Annotated in this window: 17 protein-coding genes; 8 read left to right on the top strand and 9 right to left on the bottom strand. The window is 62.9% G+C overall.

Going from position 1 to position 18,092, the window contains the following annotated elements; genetic code table 11:
- Window positions 1-265 precede the first annotated feature (265 nt).
- Window positions 266-1,570 (bottom strand): tyrosine--tRNA ligase, encoded by a 1,305-nt coding sequence (tyrS, locus tag LVD10_RS15950; RefSeq protein ID WP_232940863.1) that lies wholly within the window; start codon window positions 1,568-1,570, stop codon window positions 266-268.
- A 269-nt stretch (window positions 1,571-1,839) separates the two neighbouring features.
- Here tyrS and LVD10_RS15945 point away from each other — a divergent pair, with 269 nt between their 5' ends.
- Together LVD10_RS15945 and LVD10_RS15940 are read left to right on the top strand one after the other, a co-directional pair.
- Window positions 1,840-3,222, top strand: a complete 1,383-nt coding sequence (locus tag LVD10_RS15945; protein ID WP_232940862.1) for a peptidoglycan DD-metalloendopeptidase family protein — start codon at window positions 1,840-1,842, stop codon at window positions 3,220-3,222.
- 4 nt (window positions 3,223-3,226) lie between these two features.
- Window positions 3,227-4,336 carry an anhydro-N-acetylmuramic acid kinase gene (locus LVD10_RS15940; protein ID WP_232940861.1) on the top strand — a complete coding sequence of 370 codons (1,110 nt, stop codon included), beginning with the start codon at window positions 3,227-3,229 and terminating at the stop codon, window positions 4,334-4,336.
- 102 nt (window positions 4,337-4,438) lie between these two features.
- On the opposite strand, the gene erpA is transcribed toward LVD10_RS15940, so the two are convergent.
- The 4 genes from erpA to argC form a co-directional block, all read right to left on the bottom strand.
- Entirely contained in the window at window positions 4,439-4,792 is a 354-nt protein-coding gene (gene erpA, locus LVD10_RS15935; RefSeq protein ID WP_232940860.1) for an iron-sulfur cluster insertion protein ErpA, read from the bottom strand.
- Window positions 4,793-4,948: 156 nt separating this feature from the next.
- The gene (locus tag LVD10_RS15930) at window positions 4,949-5,359 is read right to left on the bottom strand and encodes a bactofilin family protein (protein ID WP_232940859.1); all 411 of its coding nucleotides are present in this window, start codon (window positions 5,357-5,359) and stop codon (window positions 4,949-4,951) included.
- Between the two features lie 72 nt (window positions 5,360-5,431).
- Window positions 5,432-6,175 (bottom strand): DUF6776 family protein, encoded by a 744-nt coding sequence (locus tag LVD10_RS15925; RefSeq protein ID WP_232940858.1) that lies wholly within the window; start codon window positions 6,173-6,175, stop codon window positions 5,432-5,434.
- 60 nt (window positions 6,176-6,235) lie between these two features.
- Complete coding sequence (gene argC / locus LVD10_RS15920; RefSeq protein ID WP_232940857.1) at window positions 6,236-7,282, bottom strand: N-acetyl-gamma-glutamyl-phosphate reductase; 1,047 nt, start codon at window positions 7,280-7,282, stop codon at window positions 6,236-6,238.
- A gap of 112 nt (window positions 7,283-7,394) precedes the next feature.
- Between argC and LVD10_RS15915 the strand changes: the two genes are divergently transcribed.
- The 4 genes from LVD10_RS15915 (at window position 7,395) to hemL (ending at window position 12,011) form a co-directional block, all read left to right on the top strand.
- On the top strand, window positions 7,395-9,206 hold the full coding sequence (locus LVD10_RS15915; RefSeq protein ID WP_232940856.1) for a chloride channel protein: 1,812 nt from the start codon (window positions 7,395-7,397) through the stop codon (window positions 9,204-9,206).
- 58 nt (window positions 9,207-9,264) lie between these two features.
- Entirely contained in the window at window positions 9,265-9,687 is a 423-nt protein-coding gene (hemJ, locus tag LVD10_RS15910) for a protoporphyrinogen oxidase HemJ (RefSeq protein ID WP_232940855.1), read from the top strand.
- A 92-nt stretch (window positions 9,688-9,779) separates the two neighbouring features.
- The gene (gene thiD / locus LVD10_RS15905) at window positions 9,780-10,568 is read left to right on the top strand and encodes a bifunctional hydroxymethylpyrimidine kinase/phosphomethylpyrimidine kinase (protein WP_232940854.1); all 789 of its coding nucleotides are present in this window, start codon (window positions 9,780-9,782) and stop codon (window positions 10,566-10,568) included.
- A gap of 153 nt (window positions 10,569-10,721) precedes the next feature.
- Window positions 10,722-12,011: a glutamate-1-semialdehyde 2,1-aminomutase gene (gene hemL / locus LVD10_RS15900; protein WP_232940853.1), complete on the top strand. Its 1,290-nt coding sequence runs from the start codon at window positions 10,722-10,724 to the stop codon at window positions 12,009-12,011.
- 29 nt (window positions 12,012-12,040) lie between these two features.
- On the opposite strand, the gene LVD10_RS15895 is transcribed toward hemL, so the two are convergent.
- Window positions 12,041-12,427 carry an MAPEG family protein gene (locus LVD10_RS15895; protein ID WP_232940852.1) on the bottom strand — a complete coding sequence of 129 codons (387 nt, stop codon included), beginning with the start codon at window positions 12,425-12,427 and terminating at the stop codon, window positions 12,041-12,043.
- Between the two features lie 132 nt (window positions 12,428-12,559).
- Here LVD10_RS15895 and hemB point away from each other — a divergent pair, with 132 nt between their 5' ends.
- A complete protein-coding gene (gene hemB, locus LVD10_RS15890) occupies window positions 12,560-13,570 on the top strand; it encodes a porphobilinogen synthase (protein WP_232940851.1) in 1,011 nt (336 codons plus the stop codon).
- Window positions 13,571-13,663: 93 nt separating this feature from the next.
- Here the strand turns inward: hemB and LVD10_RS15885 are convergent, their stop codons facing one another.
- A complete protein-coding gene (locus LVD10_RS15885) occupies window positions 13,664-14,200 on the bottom strand; it encodes a redoxin domain-containing protein (protein WP_232940850.1) in 537 nt (178 codons plus the stop codon).
- A 40-nt stretch (window positions 14,201-14,240) separates the two neighbouring features.
- Window positions 14,241-14,858 carry an NAD(P)H-dependent oxidoreductase gene (locus tag LVD10_RS15880; protein WP_232940849.1) on the bottom strand — a complete coding sequence of 206 codons (618 nt, stop codon included), beginning with the start codon at window positions 14,856-14,858 and terminating at the stop codon, window positions 14,241-14,243.
- Between the two features lie 181 nt (window positions 14,859-15,039).
- On the opposite strand from LVD10_RS15880, the gene LVD10_RS15875 reads away from it, so the two are divergent.
- The gene (locus LVD10_RS15875) at window positions 15,040-15,393 is read left to right on the top strand and encodes a winged helix-turn-helix transcriptional regulator (RefSeq protein ID WP_232940848.1); all 354 of its coding nucleotides are present in this window, start codon (window positions 15,040-15,042) and stop codon (window positions 15,391-15,393) included.
- A gap of 21 nt (window positions 15,394-15,414) precedes the next feature.
- Here the strand turns inward: LVD10_RS15875 and mrcB are convergent, their stop codons facing one another.
- Window positions 15,415-18,069, bottom strand: a complete 2,655-nt coding sequence (gene mrcB, locus LVD10_RS15870) for a penicillin-binding protein 1B (RefSeq protein ID WP_232940847.1) — start codon at window positions 18,067-18,069, stop codon at window positions 15,415-15,417.
- Window positions 18,070-18,092 lie beyond the last annotated feature (23 nt).

Raw genomic sequence — 18,092 nt, 5'->3', positions numbered from 1 at the left:
ACCGATGCCCGAAGGCGTCTTTTCCCGACCCTGAAGGACCGCCTGGCCCTTCCGAAGTGGCGCGCATTATAGCGACCTCTCCGTGTCTGGCAAGCTCTTTTTTGAAGAAATTTTCTTAAGAAAATCAATCACTTGGAGCTGCCTCCCCGCCACTTCTCAAGCAGCGAGGGCGCGAACTATACGGGCTCGCCCGGGGGCCTTGCAAGCGCTTTTGTGACAAAACTGTAAAAAAATTACTTCACCCCAAAAAACGCTTAGAAAGCGATCAGCCGGCAAGGGTAAACAGGTGGTATTTCTTCTTGCCCAGGCGAACGATAAAGAAGCGACCACATAGCGCATTGTCGCGACTGAATACGCCCGCGGGATCACTGTTGCGGTCAATCCCCACCGCCTGCCCGTTCACCAGTACGGCATTGCGGCCCAGCGCATCCTTCACCGGCTTGCCGGACGGGGCCATACCAGCCTCCACCAGGACGTGGATCAGGCTCTGGTCGCCAAAGTCTGCCGGCAGGTCGGAGCTGGGAAGGCCATCCTGGCGGAGCTGCTCCAGGTCACTCTCGGACAAGCCGGCACTATCCCCAGAGAACAGCGCACCGGAGATACGCTCGGCCGCGGCCAACCCTTCTTCACCATGCACTTCCCGGGTAACCTCTCGCGCCAGGATAGCCTGCGCTTCCGGCTTGCCGGCACGCTCCGCGTCGGCGCGCTCGATCGCATCGATCTCCTCAACGTCCAGGAAAGTGAAGTAACGGAGGAACTTGTAGGCGTCCGCATCCGCTGTATTCAGCCAGAACTGGTAGAAGGCATAGGGGGAGGTACGCGCCGGATCCAGCCAGATGGTGCCACTCTCGGTCTTGCCGAACTTGGTTCCATCCGCCTTGGTCACCAGGGGCATTGTCATACCGAACACCTTGCCGCGGTGCTGGCGTCGGGTCAGGTCCACGCCGCCGGTAATGTTGCCCCACTGGTCCGAGCCGCCGATCTGCAGGCTGCAGCTGTGTCGGTGATACAGCTCGGAGAAGTCCATGGACTGCAGCAACATGTAGGAAAACTCGGTGAAAGAGATACCCTCCCCCTCACGCTGGATCCGCTGCTTGACGGATTCCTTGTTGACCATGTTGTTGACGGAGAAGTGCTTACCCACATCCCGCAGGAAGTCCAGCACACTGAGGTCCCTGGTCCAGTCCAGGTTGTTGACCACCATGGCGCTGTTATCGCCGCAATCAAAGTCGATGAACTGGGACACCTGCGCGCGAATCTTCTCGACCCAGCCGGAAACCACATCCGGGGTATTCAGGTTGCGCTCTTGCGCCTTGAAGGAAGGATCACCAATCAGGCCGGTTGCTCCGCCAACCAGCGCAATCGGCTTGTGTCCTGCCGCCTGAAACCTCTTCAAAGTCAGCAGGGGTACTAGACTGCCTATATGAAGGGAATCAGCGGTGGGATCGAAGCCGCAATAGAGGGTGCGGGACTGCGCCAGATGCTCGGTGAGCTCCCCATCCCCGGTGGCCTGATTGATCAGTCCCCGGCGGTCCAAGTCTTTCAGCAGTGTCGTATCGACCCCGGCCATTGTTTCCCCTCGTGAATTAACTGACGGTTGCGCCGCCCGCCGGCGGCAAAACGGGCAGCAACATTACCCGATATCGGACGAAATACAAGCGTCTCCCGGGAGCGCCCACCACTGCAGATTGTCAACGCAGAGGAACTCAGTCATGGACAGACAGGTCAATTACCCCGTGAATCACGGTAAGATTTTTGATATAAAGGGTGTTTGGTGTTCGTTTTTTAGACACCGCAAAGCACGCAAGACAAGTACAAACAGCGCCTCCTGTTAAGACCATGCAGAATCATCGCACTACCAAGCCGCGCCTGCTGGGCGCACTGCGCCAGCACTTCCCGCGCACCCATGCCCTCGCGGCAGGTGCCGCAAGCTGCGCGCTGGCACTCGCCATGTTCGTCTCCACCCCAGAGGTAGAGGCGAAGCGCCATTCATTGCCTGTGACCCTGTCCGCAGTTGAGGAAGCTGCTCCCGCCGTGGTCATGGCCGCTGCCGACGCCGCACCCGAGGCCTCTCCAGCAACCCCCGCCCCCACCAGCAGCAAACGGGTGAAGGTTCGTAACGGCGACACCCTCTCCAACCTGTTTGACCGTGCCGGCGTGGATATCCGCCATATGTACGAGCTACTGGAGAGCGGCAAGGAAGCCAAGGGCCTTGCGCGACTGAGCCCCGGTGAGGAACTCACCTTCCATATCGCTGGTGACGGCTCACTCGACAGCCTGGAGGTGCACCGGGATCGCCTCAGCCGCCTGGAATTCAAGCGCGGTGACAGCGGCGACTTCAGCTATGCCCTGCACCAGCGGGAGGCCGACAGTTACCCGGCCTACCGCCAGGCAGAGATCGAGAGCTCCCTGTTTGTTGCCGGTAACAACGCGGGCCTGAGCAATAACCTCATCATGGAAATGGCGCAGGTCTTCAGCTCCGATATCGACTTTGCCCTCGACATCAGGAAAGGAGACCACTTCAGCGTACTCTTTGAGGAAGAATTCCTCGACGGCGAGAAGATCGACAATGGCCCTATCCAGGCGGTGACATTCGTCAACCAGGGGAAAACCTTCAGTGCGGTGCGCTACGTCGACCAGAACGGTGATGCCAACTACTACACTCCTGATGGCAAAAGCATGCGCAAGGCATTTATCCGCACCCCGGTGGACTTTGCCCGCATCAGCTCACACTTCAACCCGAGCCGCCTGCACCCGATCCATAAAACCCGCCGGCCACACAACGGAACCGATTACGCCGCACCGCGCGGCACCCCGGTATATGCTGCTGGCAGCGGGCGCGTAATCAAGGCCGGCTATAGCAGGCCCAATGGCAATTATGTGTTTATCAAGCACGGCGAGCGCTACATCACCCGCTACCTGCACCTGAACAAGCGCAAGGTGAAGGTGGGCGACCGGGTCAAGCAGCGCCAGGTGATCGGCACCGTCGGCGCCACCGGGTATGCAACCGGCCCCCACCTGCACTACGAGTTCCTGGTAGACGGCCATCACCGCAACCCTGCCACCATCGTGCGCAAGCTGCCCAAGGCCAAGTCCATCCCGGATTCCGAGATGGCGCGCTTCCGCGCCCAGACCCAGCCCCTGCTGGCAAAACTGGAAAATTACGAGCAACCGGCGCTGGCACAACGCGGCGAAGAACAAAACCAACAAAACGTCAACTGACCCTATGGGCGAGCTTTATGTCGGCCTGATGTCCGGCACCAGCGTCGATTGTGTCGACGCGGTGCTGGTCGAGTTCTCTGAGGAAACGTCGTCCAGGGCCGATATTATCGCCACGCTGGGCCACCCGATCCCCCCTGCATTGCGCGATGCCGTGCTGGCCCTCTGCGCCCCCGGCCCCTCGGAACTGGACCGGGCCGGCCAGCTGGACTGCCAGCTGGGCCAGCTGTTTGCCGAGGCAACCCTGGCCCTGCTGGATAATGCCGGGGTCAAACCGGCCGGAGTCACCGCTATCGGCAGCCACGGCCAGACCGTGCGCCACCGGCCGCCCGGCACTGTCGCCCACCCTTTTACCATGCAAATCGGCGACCCCAACACCATCGCCACCCGCACCGGTATTACCACGGTGGCAGACTTCCGCCGGCGCGATATGGCCCTCGGTGGCCAGGGCGCCCCACTGATGCCAGCCTTTCACAAGGCGGCCTTCGCGGCCGACCGCGATCGTGCGGTGGTGAACATCGGCGGCATGGCAAATATCACTGAATTACGCGCCGACGGCAGCGTGCGCGGCTACGATACCGGTCCCGGCAATGCCCTGCTGGACTACTGGATTGGCCTGCACCGCAGCCAGCCATTTGACCGCGACGGCGCCTGGGCCGCCAGCGGTCGCGTCAGCCCGGAATTGCTCAACCGCCTGATGGCCGACCCCTATTTCACCGCCCCAGCCCCCAAAAGCACCGGGCGCGAGGCATTCAATCCCACCTGGCTGGAGCGGGCTGGCGAGGGCCTGGAGCTGGCCCCGGCGGACGTTCAGGCGACCCTGGCCGAGGTCACTGCCGCCAGTATCGCGGACGCCGTGCACGCCTTTGCCAACGGCGGTGAGCTGCTGATCTGTGGTGGGGGCGCACGCAATGCGGACCTGATGCAGCGCCTGCACCGGCGCCTGCCCACCTGGTCGATCGCCAGCACCGGCAGTTATGGTATCGACGCCGACTGGCTGGAGGCTGTCGGCTTCGCGTGGCTGGCGCGCCAGACCATGCACGGGCTCCCGGGCAACTGTCCCGGTGTAACCGGCGCGGTTCGCGAAACGGTGCTCGGAGGTATCTACCCCGCCTGAGTGGATGGCGAGCGGCCAGGCGGGAGCAGGGAAGGCAGGAAGATAAGGGACAGCCGAGCTACGGGAACAGGACAGGACCCGGCCCGGGTTCATCCCGGGCGATCAGATGGAGAATGATGACCCGCAGCCGCAGGTGGAGGAAGCGTTGGGGTTTTGCACCACAAAGCGCGAGCCGGACAGGCCCTCTTCGTAGTCCACTGTTGCCCCAACCAGGTACGGATAGCTCATCGGGTCTACCACGACCTCGATGCCATCTTTCTCGACCAGCGCATCGTCGTCAGCCACCAGCTCATCGAAAGTGAACCCGTACTGGAAGCCGGAACAGCCGCCGCCGGTGACGAACACCCGCAGTTTCAGCTCCGGATTGCCCTCCTCTTCAAGCAGGCTCTTGACCTTGGCCACAGCCTTCTCGGTAACGATCACCGGCTCGGGAGAAAAGGAAACAGCTTCTGACATAAGTCTCTCTCGGCAGAATATGGGCCAGCCCACCCATTGTACTGAGCTGGGCCCGGGGGCCGCCATAGTGCTAAAACCGACGAAATCAGTCAAGTATTCGGCCGCATACACCGGCCGGCCGACAGAGGCCGACCAGCCGGTCAAAGAGAGCCGGGATTACTCGGAGTCGACCGAGATCTCCTCGGAATACTCGAGCATGCGCGGCTCACCGGCGTTGTCCATCTCAACGTTGGAAACCAGGGAGCCATTGACCTGTGCGCCCTTGACCATCTCGATCAGCTTGTAGTGCACGTTGCCCTCAACCATTGCCTTGGCGGAGAGCTCCAGGTGGCGAACGGCATACACATCGCCCTTGACGTTGCCATTGATGACCACGTGCGGCACGCGAATCTCACCTTCCACCTTGCCGCCATCGACAATCTGCAGGCGCGCGTCACTGTCGCTGTGTGCGCTGACATTCCCGTGAACGGTGCCCTCAACCACCAGGTTACCGCGGAAATGCAGGTCGCCACTCACTTCGGTCTGGCGGGCGATCAGGGTCGTGTGGTTACTTCCAGAGCTAGCCATAGTCGTCGTCTTCTCTTTCTCTTGCTTTCTAAACATAATCCAGTCAAAACCTCGTGCAATCAGCGCCTGGCATCAGCTCTTCTGAACCAGCCAGCCATAACGCTGCTCGATATTGAACCCCTTACGCGCGCTGGACTTGAGCAACAGCTCAACGCCCTCTGGCTCGAAGCCATGAGGCAACTGTAGCTCGCCCTCAATATTCTGGAAATATTTGAAGCGCAGGGCGATCTTTTCGCTGTCCACCTGCTGCGACAGGGCGCTGAGCGGATAGCGTTTTGGCTGTCCATCCTGACTGCCCACCACGGTGAAGGTCGCGTGCCCCGTCACCACGCTGTGTCGCGTGGCCGACTGCTGCACCAACAGTTTGAACTGGTAGCGCCGCTCATCGGCCATTTGCGAAAGACTGAAACGGCCGATGGAAACACCATCGCCGTCATCATCCGGCGCCATCAGGCCCCGGTAAAAGGAAATTTCCTGCTTGAGTTCGGCGATCCGGTTTTCCTTCTCCACCAGCTCGGCCCGCACTTTCTCGTCCGCCTGCTCACCGATCGCCAGTGACTGCTCGGCCGTGGCCACCCGCAGCCGCAGGGCTTCATTTTCCCTGCGCAGGGAATCGAGCCTGTCCAGGGACTCCTCGTGGGCCATGGTCTTGCGATCCAGCCCCTTACGCAGGTGGTGCTGGCCGGCGAAGTAAGCGGCCGCCGAGGTGACCAGTACCAGCAGCGTCACCCCCAGCAACGTCAGGGCGCCGGAGTAGGGCCGGTGCGGCACTACCTTCATGCGGTACTGTTTACTGCCTTTTACTTTATGTGCCATGACACCCGTGTGTTCTTATCTCGTTATGACTTACTTGTGAGCCTGTTGAATCTGACGATTCTAAGGCAGCAGCGCCGGGCTCTCCAGTCCGAGCTTCTCATTCAGGCCAAACATGATGTTCATATTCTGGATGGCCTGGGCCGAGGCGCCCTTGGCGAGATTGTCGATCACCGACATCACCACCACCGTGTCCCGGTCATCCGGCCGCGCCAGGGCAATACGGCACATGTTGCTCCCCCTGACGCTGCGGGTCTGCGGGTGACTGCCTGGTGGCAGCACGTCCACAAATGGTTCAGCGGCATACCGCTGTTCGTACAGTTCCTGCAGCTCAGCCAGACCGCTATCCCCGTTCAGCCGCGCGAACAGGGTCGCATGGATACCGCGCACCATCGGCAGCAGGTGTGGCACAAAGGTCACCCGCGGCTCGGCACTGCCTGCGGCCTGCACCCGGCGCAGTCCCTGCTCGATCTCCGGCAGGTGGCGATGGCCGCCTGACGCATATGCGCGGAAGCTGTCACTGTTCTCGGCCAGCAGCAACTCGGTCTTGCCCTGCCGCCCGGCGCCGGTGGCGCCGCTCGCGGCACTCGCCACCAGGTGCCCCGGCTCCACCAGGTTGCGCTCCAGCAGCGGGATCCAGCCGAGCTGGATCGCTGTCGGGTAGCAGCCCGGGCAGGCCACCAGCCGTGCCCCCGCAATCTGCTCGCGGTTGACCTCGGGCAGGCCGTACACGGCTTCCGCCGCCAGCTCCGGCGCGGCATGCGACTGGTTATACCAGCGCTCCCAGGTGGCGATATCGCGCAGGCGGAAATCCGCCGACAGGTCGATGACCCTTACCCCGCGTGCCACCAGTTCCGGCACCTGGGCCTGCGCCACCCCGTGGGGAGTGGCAAAAAAGACCACATCGCACGTGGCCAACTGGGCCAGGTCCGGTTCACAGAAAGCCAGGTCACAGTGACCCCGGAGGCTGGGAAAAAGTTCCGCCACTGGCTGCCCTGCCAGGGCGCGGGAGGTGATCGCAGCCAGGCTTACCTGCGGGTGCAATACCAGCAGTCGCAGCAGCTCCACCCCCGTGTATCCGGTCCCGCCGACGATTGCTACTTTGATCACTGTCTGACTCCTCGCTGCTGTATCCGTACCGGGCTCACCCATACACCGCCGGCGCGGCCTGTATAATGGAGGCTGCACTCTACCACAAGCCACCATCGGGAAAGGACGCACGGTGCTCAGGAAAGCGCGCCCCACGGGTAAAAAAAAGCAGCCGAAATGGCCCCTGCGCGAACGGGGACTGGAAAAGTGGCGCCTGCAGCTGTCATCCCAGGAGGCGCTGGCACCGCTGCTGGCCATGGCCCTGCTGACCGGCATCCTCGCGGGAGCGGTGACGGTGGCCTTTCGCCTGCTGAGCGAAATACCGGCGGAGCTGTTCCTGTCCATCCCCGAGCGCTATGAAAGCCTGCCCACCTATTGGCGCTTCGCCCTGCCCGTTGGCGGAGCGCTGGTACTGGGGGCCATCTACCAGCTGTTGAGCCCCGGCTGGCGGCTGGTGGGTGTGGTCCATGTGCTCGACCGCCTGCACAACCACCAGGCCAATATGCCAGTGGCCAACGCGTTACTGCAGTTTTTCGCCGGTGCAATCGCGCTGGTCAGCGGCCAGTCCGTGGGTCGCGAGGGCCCCGCAGTACACCTCGGCGCCGCCAGTGGCAGCTGGCTCGGGCGCAGGCTTAAACTCCCCAACAATTCGGTGCGCAGCCTGCTCGGCTGCGGTGTGGCAGCGGCGATCGCGGCTTCCTTCAACACCCCGCTGGCGGGGGTGGTGTTTGCCATGGAAGTGGTGATGCTCGAGTACTCGGTGGTGGGTTTCCTGCCGGTCATCCTCGCTGCAGCGACCGGAAGCGCCATCACCCAACTGGCCTTCGGCAACCAGCCGGCTTTCAACGTACCCGCGATCCAGCTCAGCTCGCTGGCCGAGCTGCCGGTGCTGCTGCTCTGTGCCGTAGTCATCGGCACCCTCGCCGCACTCTTCATTCGCGCCCAGAGATACCTGGCCCCCATGCAGCGCCGCGCACCGATCCTGCGTTTCCTGGCGGTCGGGCTGGTGACCGGCACCCTGGGCATCTGGGTGCCGGAGATCCTCGGCGCGGGGTATGACACCCTCGAACTGGCAATGCTGGGCGAACTTGCCCTGGGGGCCCTGCTGGTGATCGTGGCGGCGAAAATGGTGGCGACGGCGCTGGCCTCCGGCCTGGGCATTCCCGGGGGCGTGATCGGCCCCAGCCTGTTCCTCGGCGCCTGCATGGGCGGCATAGCCGGCAGCCTGGCCAACCTGTGGCTGGGCGAGTACACCGCCAGCCCGGGCTTCTACGCCATGGTGGGCATGGCCGCGATGATGGCCGCCTTGCTGGATGCACCACTGGCGGCGCTGCTGGCAATCCTGGAACTCACCTACAACCCCAACGTGCTCTTCCCGGGCATGATGATGATCGTGGTGGCCTGCCTGGTGAGCCGCTACTTTTTTGCAGCCCAGGGTATCTTCCAGGAGACCCTGCGAGCCATGGACAAGAGCGGCACCCCCACCTGGCGAGCACAGATGCTGAACCGCGTGGGGGTCGCCAGCGTGATGGAACGGCGCTTTGTGGTGTCACCACAGAAAGTGGGGCGGAGCCAGGCCGAGCGGCTGATTCAGCGCCACCCGCTGTGGGTGCTGGTAGAGTTGCCGGACGAACCCGCGCACCAGTTGTTGCGGGCAGCCGACCTCGCCAGCTTCCTGCAACGGGTGGAGGAAAAGAAAGGTGCCCCGGAGGGCAGCCAGGCGGTGGAGGGGGAGGAGCCCCCGGTGGACCTGCTCAAGCTGCCCGGCGAGCGCTTTGCGGCGGCCGGGCTCAACTGGCGCAGCACACTGCTGGAGGCCCACCAGAAACTGGAAAGCAGCAAGGCCGACGCCCTGTATATCTCCCGCGGTTATTCGGGCATGCTGGACAATGACGCCGCGGGCATTATCCTGCCGGCAGACATCGACAACTTTTATCGCAAGTGACCCCTGCTGCCCCGCGGGCCGGCATGGTCGCGAGGACGAAAACAACAAGGAATACGCAATGCTCTGGGTCAAAGCCTTCCATATTGTGGCCATGGTCTGCTGGTTCGCCGTACTGTTCTACCTGCCGCGGCTGTTCGTCTACCACCGGGATGCCACCGACGCCACCAGCCGCGACCGTTTCTGCATCATGGAGCGGCGCCTGTACCGCGGCATCGGACTGCCGTCGATGCTTGCCACCATCCTGCTGGGCGGCTGGCTGATCACCTTCAACCTCGACTACTACAAGAGCGCCGGCTGGCTGCACGCCAAGCTGCTGCTGGTGGTATTGCTGATCGGCTATCACCATATGTGCGGCGCCTATGTGAAGCAGTTCGCCGCCGGTACCGTCACCAAATCCGGGCGTTATTTCCGCATTTTCAACGAAGTACCAGTGCTGGCACTGGTGGCGATCGTGATTCTTGCGGTGGTGCGGCCGTTTTAGGCACCGGATCATTCCGGCCCACCGCCATATAACAACTAGAATTAGGGCATCTCTGGTCGCGCCCAATACCCCGGATATCGCCCCGACAGGAAATGGATACACGCCAACCCATCATTCTTACCGTCACCCACCACGACCCCAGTGGCAGTGCCGGCATCACCGCGGACACCGAGACCGCGGTGAGCCTGGGATGCCACTGCACTTCCGTGGTGTCCGCTATCAGTGTCTGTGACACCGGCGAACTCCAGGGCGTGGCGCCGGTGGAGGACACGCTGCTGGTGGAGCAGGCCCGGGCGGTGCTGGAAGACCTGCCGGTGGCCGCGATCAAGGTCGGTTACCTCGGCTCAGTGGAAAACGTACGCGCACTCCACAGCGTGCTTGCCGACTACCCCCACATTCCCATCGTGATCGACCCGGACGCCACCCTGGCCGACAAGGAGAGCCTGCTGGCTCCCCCGCTGTGGGAAGCGATGACCTCCCTGCTGTTACCGTTTGCCACCATGGTCTGCCCCAACCGCCGCGAGGCCCGTGCCATGGCCCTGGAGGCTGACGTACTCGATGCCCAGGCACAGGAGCTACTGGAAAGCGGCTGCCGCTACCTGCTGCTCACCGGGGTCCCGGCCGCCGACCAGCAGCTGGAAAACCGGCTTTACGACGAACGCGGCCTGATGCGACAGTTCCTCTGGCGGCGCCTCCCGCCCGCCGCTTACGGCACCTGCGGTACCCTCGCCACCGCCATCGCCTGCCATATTGCGCACGGCCTCACAGTGATCGAGGCAGTGAGTCGCAGCCAGCAGTTCACCTGGAGCGCGATCGCCGACAGCCGCCGGCTGGGGATGGGCCGGCCGGTCCCGAACCGCCTGTTCTGGACCAAGCGCTGAAGCAACCACATAAAGCTTTTGCCCGCCGGCATGCTCCCCATGGCAAGCCCTGTGCAGTGGCTGTCGCCAGTGCGCCGCGCATTTGCTCCCGCCGTCGGCCATCCGGATAATACCCGCCAAATTTCCAGCCAATCAGCAAGGCCGCAGATCGCTATGAGTAAATCCGAGCAACTTTTTGCCGAAGCCCAGAAAGTCATTCCCGGCGGGGTCAATTCGCCGGTGCGCGCCTTCCGCGCGGTCGGGGGCACGCCGCTGTTTATCGAGCGCGCCGAGGGTGCCTACCTGTTTGACGCCGACGGCAAGCGCTATATCGATTACGTGCAGTCGTGGGGCCCCATGGTGCTGGGGCACGCGCAGCCCGAGGTGATCGAGGCGGTGGTGGAACAGGCACAGTCCGGCCTCAGTTTCGGGGCGCCCACCGAGCTGGAAACCGAACTGGCCGAAGAACTGTGCCGGCTATGGCCCAACATGGATCTGGTGCGTTTTGTAAATTCCGGTACCGAAGCCACCATGAGCGCCATCCGGCTGGCGCGCGGCTATACCGGCCGCGACAAAATCGTCAAATTCGAGGGCTGCTACCACGGCCATTCCGATTCCCTGCTGGTGAAGGCCGGTTCCGGCGCCCTGACCATGGGCGTGCCCTCCTCTCCCGGTGTGCCGGCGTCACTGGCCGACCACACCATCACCCTGAACTATAACGACCCGGAGTCGGTCAGGCAGTGCTTTGCCGAGATTGGCGACGAGATTGCCTGCATCATTGTCGAGCCGGTGGCCGGCAACATGAACTGCGTCCCCCCGGTTCCGGGCTTCCTCGAGACGCTGCGGGAGGTTTGTGACCAGCACGGCGCACTGCTGATCCTGGACGAGGTGATGACCGGCTTCCGGGTGAGCCTCACCGGCGCCCAGGGCCACTTTGGCATCGAGGCGGATATCACCACCCTGGGCAAGGTGATCGGCGGCGGCATGCCGGTGGGCGCGTTCGGCGGCAAGCGGGAGATCATGGAGAAGATCGCGCCGCTGGGGCCGATCTACCAGGCCGGCACACTGTCCGGCAACCCGGTAGGCATGGTGGCGGGCCTGGAGACCCTGCGCCTGGTGCAGGCGCCCGGGCTCTACCAGCAACTCAACGACCGGACCGAGAAGCTGGTCAACGGCGTGCTTGAGGCTGCGAAAGAGGTGGGCATTCCCATGACCGCCAACCGTGCCGGCAGTATGTTCGGTTTCTTCTTTACCGAGGAGCCACAGGTAACCAATTACCAACAGGTCATGGCGTGCAACAACGAGCAATTCAACCGGTTCTTCCATGGCATGCTGGACGAGGGAGTTTACCTTGCCCCGGCGTCCTACGAGGCCGGCTTCATGTCCGCCGCCCACAGCGAGGAAGACATCGAGCAGACAGTGGCGGCCGCCCGCCGTGTGCTGGCATCCATCGCCGGTAGCTGACAACAGCCCCGGCCTGGCGGAATCCCCCGTCAGGCCGCCAGGGCTGCCAGCACCAGCAGGCCGATACAACAGGCGAGGCCCGCGAACCACACCAGGGAGCGGGCCCCGTGCCAGTCGCACAGGTAGCAGGCGCCATAAATTACGCGGATGCCGATAAACGCCAGCGACAGGCCCGCCAGCCAGGATTCAGCAACACCCGCCACCATCGCCGCCAGTACCGCCGCGGCAAATACCGGCAGCGCCTCAAAACTGTTGCGCTGTGCCCAGTCCGCCCGCTGGGACAACCCCTCCTGGGCCTCCAGGTACTGGCGCGGGGCACGGTTATCGTAGCGTCCCCGCCCGCTGACCTTGGCGATTACGGTGAACACGTAGGGCATAATTGAGGTTGCCAGCAGGCACCACAGGGCAACGGACATCGATTGTTCTCCTTTTGTTATCATTGCCGCCCGGACAACCCGGTGCGAGTCGCAGCGGGACTGTCCAGCCCGGCAGGCCGGGATACATTTTCTCAATTCTATTCAATTCGTTTCCTCACAAGGTCCAGCCCCATGAGTATCAGCCTTGAGCGCGGCCCCTTCCCCAACACCCGCATGCGCCGCCTGCGCGCACAGGATTTTGCCCGGCGACTGGTGCGCGAGCGGCAACTCTCCTGCGACGACCTGATCCTGCCCCTGTTTGTCATCGAGGGGCACGGCGAAACCCAGCAGGTTGCCTCCATGCCCGGTGTTGAGCGCCTCAGCGTAGACCTGCTCGCGGCCCGGGCGAAAACCCTGGTCGACCTGGGCATCCCCGCGGTGGCCCTGTTTCCGGTGGTCGATCCCTCGGCAAAATCAGACGACGCGCGCGCGGCCTACGACCCGGATGGCCTGGCCCAGCGCGCCGTGCGGGAGCTAAAAAACAGTGCCCCCGAACTTGGCGTGATCACCGATGTGGCCCTGGATCCCTTTACCAGCCACGGCCAGGATGGCCTGATGGACAACAGCGGCTATATCGTCAACGACGATACTGTCGAGGTACTGGTCGAGCAGGCACTGTCCCATGCCGAGGCCGGCGCAGACGTGGTGGCCCCGTCCGACATGATGGATGGCCGTATCGGCGCCATCCGGGCTGCCCTGGAGCACGATGGGCGGGTCAACACGCTCATCATGTCATACGCAGCAAAGTACGCTTCGGCTTACTATGGCCCCTTCCGGGATGCCGTGGGATCGGCCGGCAACCTGAAGGGGGGCAGCAAGGCCAGCTACCAGATGGATCCGGCCAATGGCAACGAGGCCCTGCACGAGTGCGCACTGGATATTCGCGAGGGCGCCGACATGATCATGGTGAAACCGGGCATGCCCTACCTGGATGTGGTTAGCCGGGTGAAGGAAGAGCTGCGAGTGCCCACATTCGCCTACCAGGTGAGCGGGGAGTACGCCATGCACTGCGCCGCTTTTGACAATGGCTGGCTGGCCCGGGAAGCGGTGATTCTGGAGTCACTGCTGGCATTCAAGCGCGCCGGGGCAGACGGTATCCTGACCTACTTTGCCGAGGAAGCGGCAAAGTTACTCAATCGATAACCCCGTTGCGGCCAGTTGGCCACCAGGGCAGCTGCAATGCATTCCGACCCTGATCCCAGCCGCCGGGACTGGCGGCTGGGAGGACGGGATCATTTAACGGAAGGTCCCCCGGACCGGGTAATCATTCTTCGGGTCCCTGATCCACTCGAGCCCGGAAACCAATTGTTCTATATCCGGCCGTGCGAATGGATTATTGGAAATATCCACCACGTGCAGGTTACCGTCCTGATTAACCACAAAAATACCCGGTTCGGCAAAGTTATGGTCCGTTTCCGCGGCAGAACGGGGTACTGAAATATAGACGCCGAGCGCTTGCATCTGCTCAACCGTAAGCCCGTAAGCAACAGGGAAAGAAACTTCCAGCTTTTCCATATGCGCTTGCAGCTGCTCGCGTGAGTCCGCTGACACCGCCATCAGCCCGACCTTGTTGGCACAGAGCCTGTCCCAGTAATTCTCCAACTGGTTCAGGTAGCGGGTGCATAGCGGGCAGTGCTGCCCGCGGTAGACAACCACCATGGTCCAGTCGGCCTCCTCACATGCATGGCCTAACTGGACGGCCTTGCCATCCAGCGTGGTTACCAGCACTTCCGGGAAGGGCTCTCCGGCTGCCGGCCTGCTTTGTCGGCTCATGGGGAATTCCTCGACTTGCTATTCAATTCCGTTCAATCAGTCAGGCTGCACCGCTCTCCCGGGTGGCGCTCCCCAGGTTGAGCTGTTTGCGCAGGTGCTCACGAAAGCGCAGCTTGTCGCTTTCTGTCTCCGGGTTTTTCATCACGTCATAGCAGACAAATGTCTCCAGCGGGGACATGTTGAAAAAGCGAAAATTCATGTGGGTGGGCATGAACAGGTCGTCGACATCCCGCCCCTTGAACAGGAATTGGTTGCCGTCACCGAATGCCTCCGCCGGTGCGTTGAACGTCAGTGAGAGCATATAGCGCTTGTCGCCCAGCACACCGCCAGTGCCATACTGCCTTTCCGGCTGGTCCCGGTGACGGCCATCGCCGTCGCAAAGTCGCCCGGACATACCCGCGGTATAAACCTCATCCATGTATTTCTTGAATGACCAGGGCACCCCCATCCAGTTGACCGGGACCTGTAACAGGATAACGTCCGCCCACTCATGCTTTTCCAGCTCCGCCTCCACGTCATAGGCATCCTGCATGGTGGTGACCTTGACCGCATGGCCGGCGGCCTCTGCCTCTTCCCTGGCGATCGCAACCATGGCAGCACTCAGCTTGCCTTCAGAAAACGGGTAGTACTGGTGGGTATTGATGATAAAGAGATTCACTCGCGGCTCCGCAAATACTGTGGATGGATAAGTCCGCGGAATACTGTTACCTTAGGTTACTACTGTCAACCAGTATACTTTTTGTAACCTTGCGGACATCAGAGCTCAACCGCGCAAGCACGCACAAGCAGTCGCCAGCTAGCGGGAGTCCAGCGGCCAGGCCCGAGAGGAAATGTGACCAATGAGTGAAACCAAGCAAAGATCTCCGGCAAATGCCGGAAACAGTGATACCTGCCTGGAGCCCTGCCCGATTGAGAGGGGCATGCGCATCATCGGCGGCAAATGGAAAGGCTCGATTCTGTGGCACCTGCAGGATGGCCCGGTGCGCTTCAATGAACTGGCGCGCCAGCTGGGAGGCGCCAGCAAGAAAATGGTGGACCAGCGACTGAAAGAAATGGAGCAACAGGGACTGGTCAGTCGCGAGGTGCTGAGCACACGTCCCATTGCGGTGGCCTATACGATCACCGAATTCGGTCGCTCATCACTGTCGGTGCTGGATCAATTAAAGGAGTGGGCCGAAGCCCACGATATCTGAGCCCCCTTTAACGGGGTGCCGTCAGGGCCACTGGTCCTCATCGCCGGGCCAGGGCTCTGCCTCTTCCACCGGCACGTCGCCACGGCGCTGCAGCTCTTCCCGGCGACGCTCTTCCTCTTCCAGGCGCCGCTGGAGCTGCTGGCGCTCCTCTTCGGCACGGCGCTCCTCCTGCTGCCAGAGGTCCTCCTGACGCCGCAACCGTTCTTCCTCACCGCGCGGCAACTGCAGGGGTTCATCATCCATGCGCAGCTGCTCCTGCAACTGGCGCTCGCGCTCACGCTGGCGATCGTCTTCATCCGGGTCCACCCCCCAGCCCGGGGTCATATCCTCCCGCGGGGCGGCATCGTCGCGGCGATTGTCGTCCCGGTCATCACCGAAGAAGTCGCGGAACCAGCGGAAACGATCGCGCCCGCGACATTCCGGTGCCGGCTCGAGGCGGGTCTCGTAGGAGAACGGCATTTCCATGCCGCCCCGGCAGTACTCCGGATTCATATACTGGCCGCGCGCGTTCACCGGTTTGAATTCCACGCCCCGCGGCGGCTCCACCCGGCCGTGGCGGTGTGGCAGCTTGCGCATGACCTCGGTCCAGATCGTCAGCGCGCCGGTGGCACCGGTCAGGCTGGTGCGCTCGTTGTCGTCGCGGCCCAGCCAGACCACAGCGGTCACGTCCGGGGAGAAGCCGGCAAACCAGCTGTCGCGGTAGTCATTGGTGGTGCCGGTCTTGCCGGCAAACGCCACACTGCCCGGCAGGCGCCGCATGGCGCTTTTGCCGGTACCCTCTTTCATCGTCTGCTCCATGGCATAGCGCAGCAGGTAGGCCGGCACCTCGTCCACACCGCGGTTGCTGCGCCGGCGGAAGCGCTGTACCTGCTCGCCGTCCGCGTTCGCCACCGCCAGCAGGGTGCGCGGCTCCACATGCTCGCCGCCATTGGCGATGGTCTGATACATGCCTGCCACCTCGAACGGGGTCATTTCCACGGCCCCCAACAGCAGGGCGGGAACCCGTGGCAGGTCCGCCTGCACCCCCAGCCGGCGGATGGTCTGGCGCACGTTCTCCAGTCCCAGGTCCAGCCCCAGCCGGGCAGTCGCCTGGTTGTACGACTTGGCCAGGGCCAGGTACAGGGGCGTCGGGCCATGGCTTTTGTTGCCGAAGTTCGCCGGCATCCAGACATCGCCGTTGTCACCCTCCACGCGGATGGGGGCGTCCTCGATCGGTGTGGCCAGGTTGTACTGGTGCGGCCGCTCCAGCGCCGTCAGGTACACCGCCGGCTTGATCAGCGACCCCACCTGGCGACGCGCCTCCAGGGCCCGGTTGAAACCCGGGTAGTGGGGGCGGCGATCGCCCACCATCGCCAGTACATTACCGCTGTTGTTATCCAGCAATACCGTGGCCGCCTGCAGGGAGTCCTCCTGGATACCGCGGTCCTTCTCGATCTGCTCGGCGCGGGCACTGACCGCGTCCTCGGCCAGCTTCTGGATCCAGGGCGACAGCGAGGTATAAACCCGCAGCCCGGCAGTACGCAGCTCCTCATAGGAGTAGTAGGGGCGCAATTCCTCCAGTAACCGTTCGGTAAACGCCGGGTAGGGATTCTGCGCCGCGGCACCGGCGCTGGCCACATCCAGCGGGCGGGATCGATAGTCCTTGTGGGCCTCCTCGGAGATCAGGCCCTGCTCCATCATTACATCGAGGACAGTGTTGCGGCGCTCGAGCGCCCGCTCCGGATGGCGCCAGGGATTGTAGTAGGACGCCCCCTTGGCCAGCCCCACCAGCAGGGCCATCTCGTGCGGCTCGAGGGTATCCAGCGGTTTCTGGAAATAGAATTCGGCCGCCAGCCCGAAGCCATAAATGGCGCGGCTGCCCTGCTGGCCAAGCCACACCTCGTTGATGTACTCCTGCAGGATATAGGGCTTGTCGTAGTGGAGCTCCATCAGGATGGCCATCAACGCTTCATTGATCTTGCGCTGCAGGCTCGGCTTGTGGTCGAAGAAGATGTTCTTGACCAGCTGCTGGGTAATCGTGGATCCACCCTGCACCACACTGCCGGCCTTGATATTGGCAATCATGGCGCGTGCGATGCCCCGGGGTGAAACACCGAAGTGGTGCAGGAAATCCTGGTCTTCCACGGCGATCAGGGTGTTGGCCAGCAATGGTGGAATATCGGCGAAGCGCACCGGGTTGCGGTCGTCCCCCCCACCCAGGAGGGTGCCAATGGGCGCCGCATCCAGGCGGAATTTACCGATTTTCTGGCCATTTTCGTCGCGCAGGTTACTGAGCTCGTCGTTCCGCAGGCGGAAGGTTACCTGGGCGGCAGGCTCTCGGCCGTCTGCATGGGCGAAATCCCGCCGCCAGATACGGAACTCCATGCCCTCGCGGTGCCACTGGCCCGGCTCGGTCAGCGGTTTCTTCTCCCGGTAGCTGAGGGCATCGAACTCAGCCATCAGTTCATCCGGACGCAGGGGCATCCCCTCCCGCAGGACCAGCGGGCGGGCGAATACCCGGGCCGGCAACTGGTACTGGCGGCTGTCCAGCCGTTCACGCAGCTGCATATCCAGGTAGACCATATAGCCCGCCAGGGCCAGGGCGCCCACCAGCGCCAGCAGTCCCAGCCGCACCAGCCAGCGGTGCAGTCTTGCCTGTTTTGAAGATTTCGCGCGTTTGCGCTTAGTTGCAGCCATAGCGATGCAGTACCAACCCAATA

The sequence above is a fragment of the Microbulbifer zhoushanensis genome, assembly GCF_021729055.1.
In the GTDB taxonomy this organism is placed as follows: Bacteria; Pseudomonadota; Gammaproteobacteria; order Pseudomonadales; family Cellvibrionaceae; genus Microbulbifer; species Microbulbifer zhoushanensis.
The sequence above is the reverse complement of the archived record's forward strand: the minus strand, read 5'-3'. Positions and strand labels throughout refer to the sequence as shown.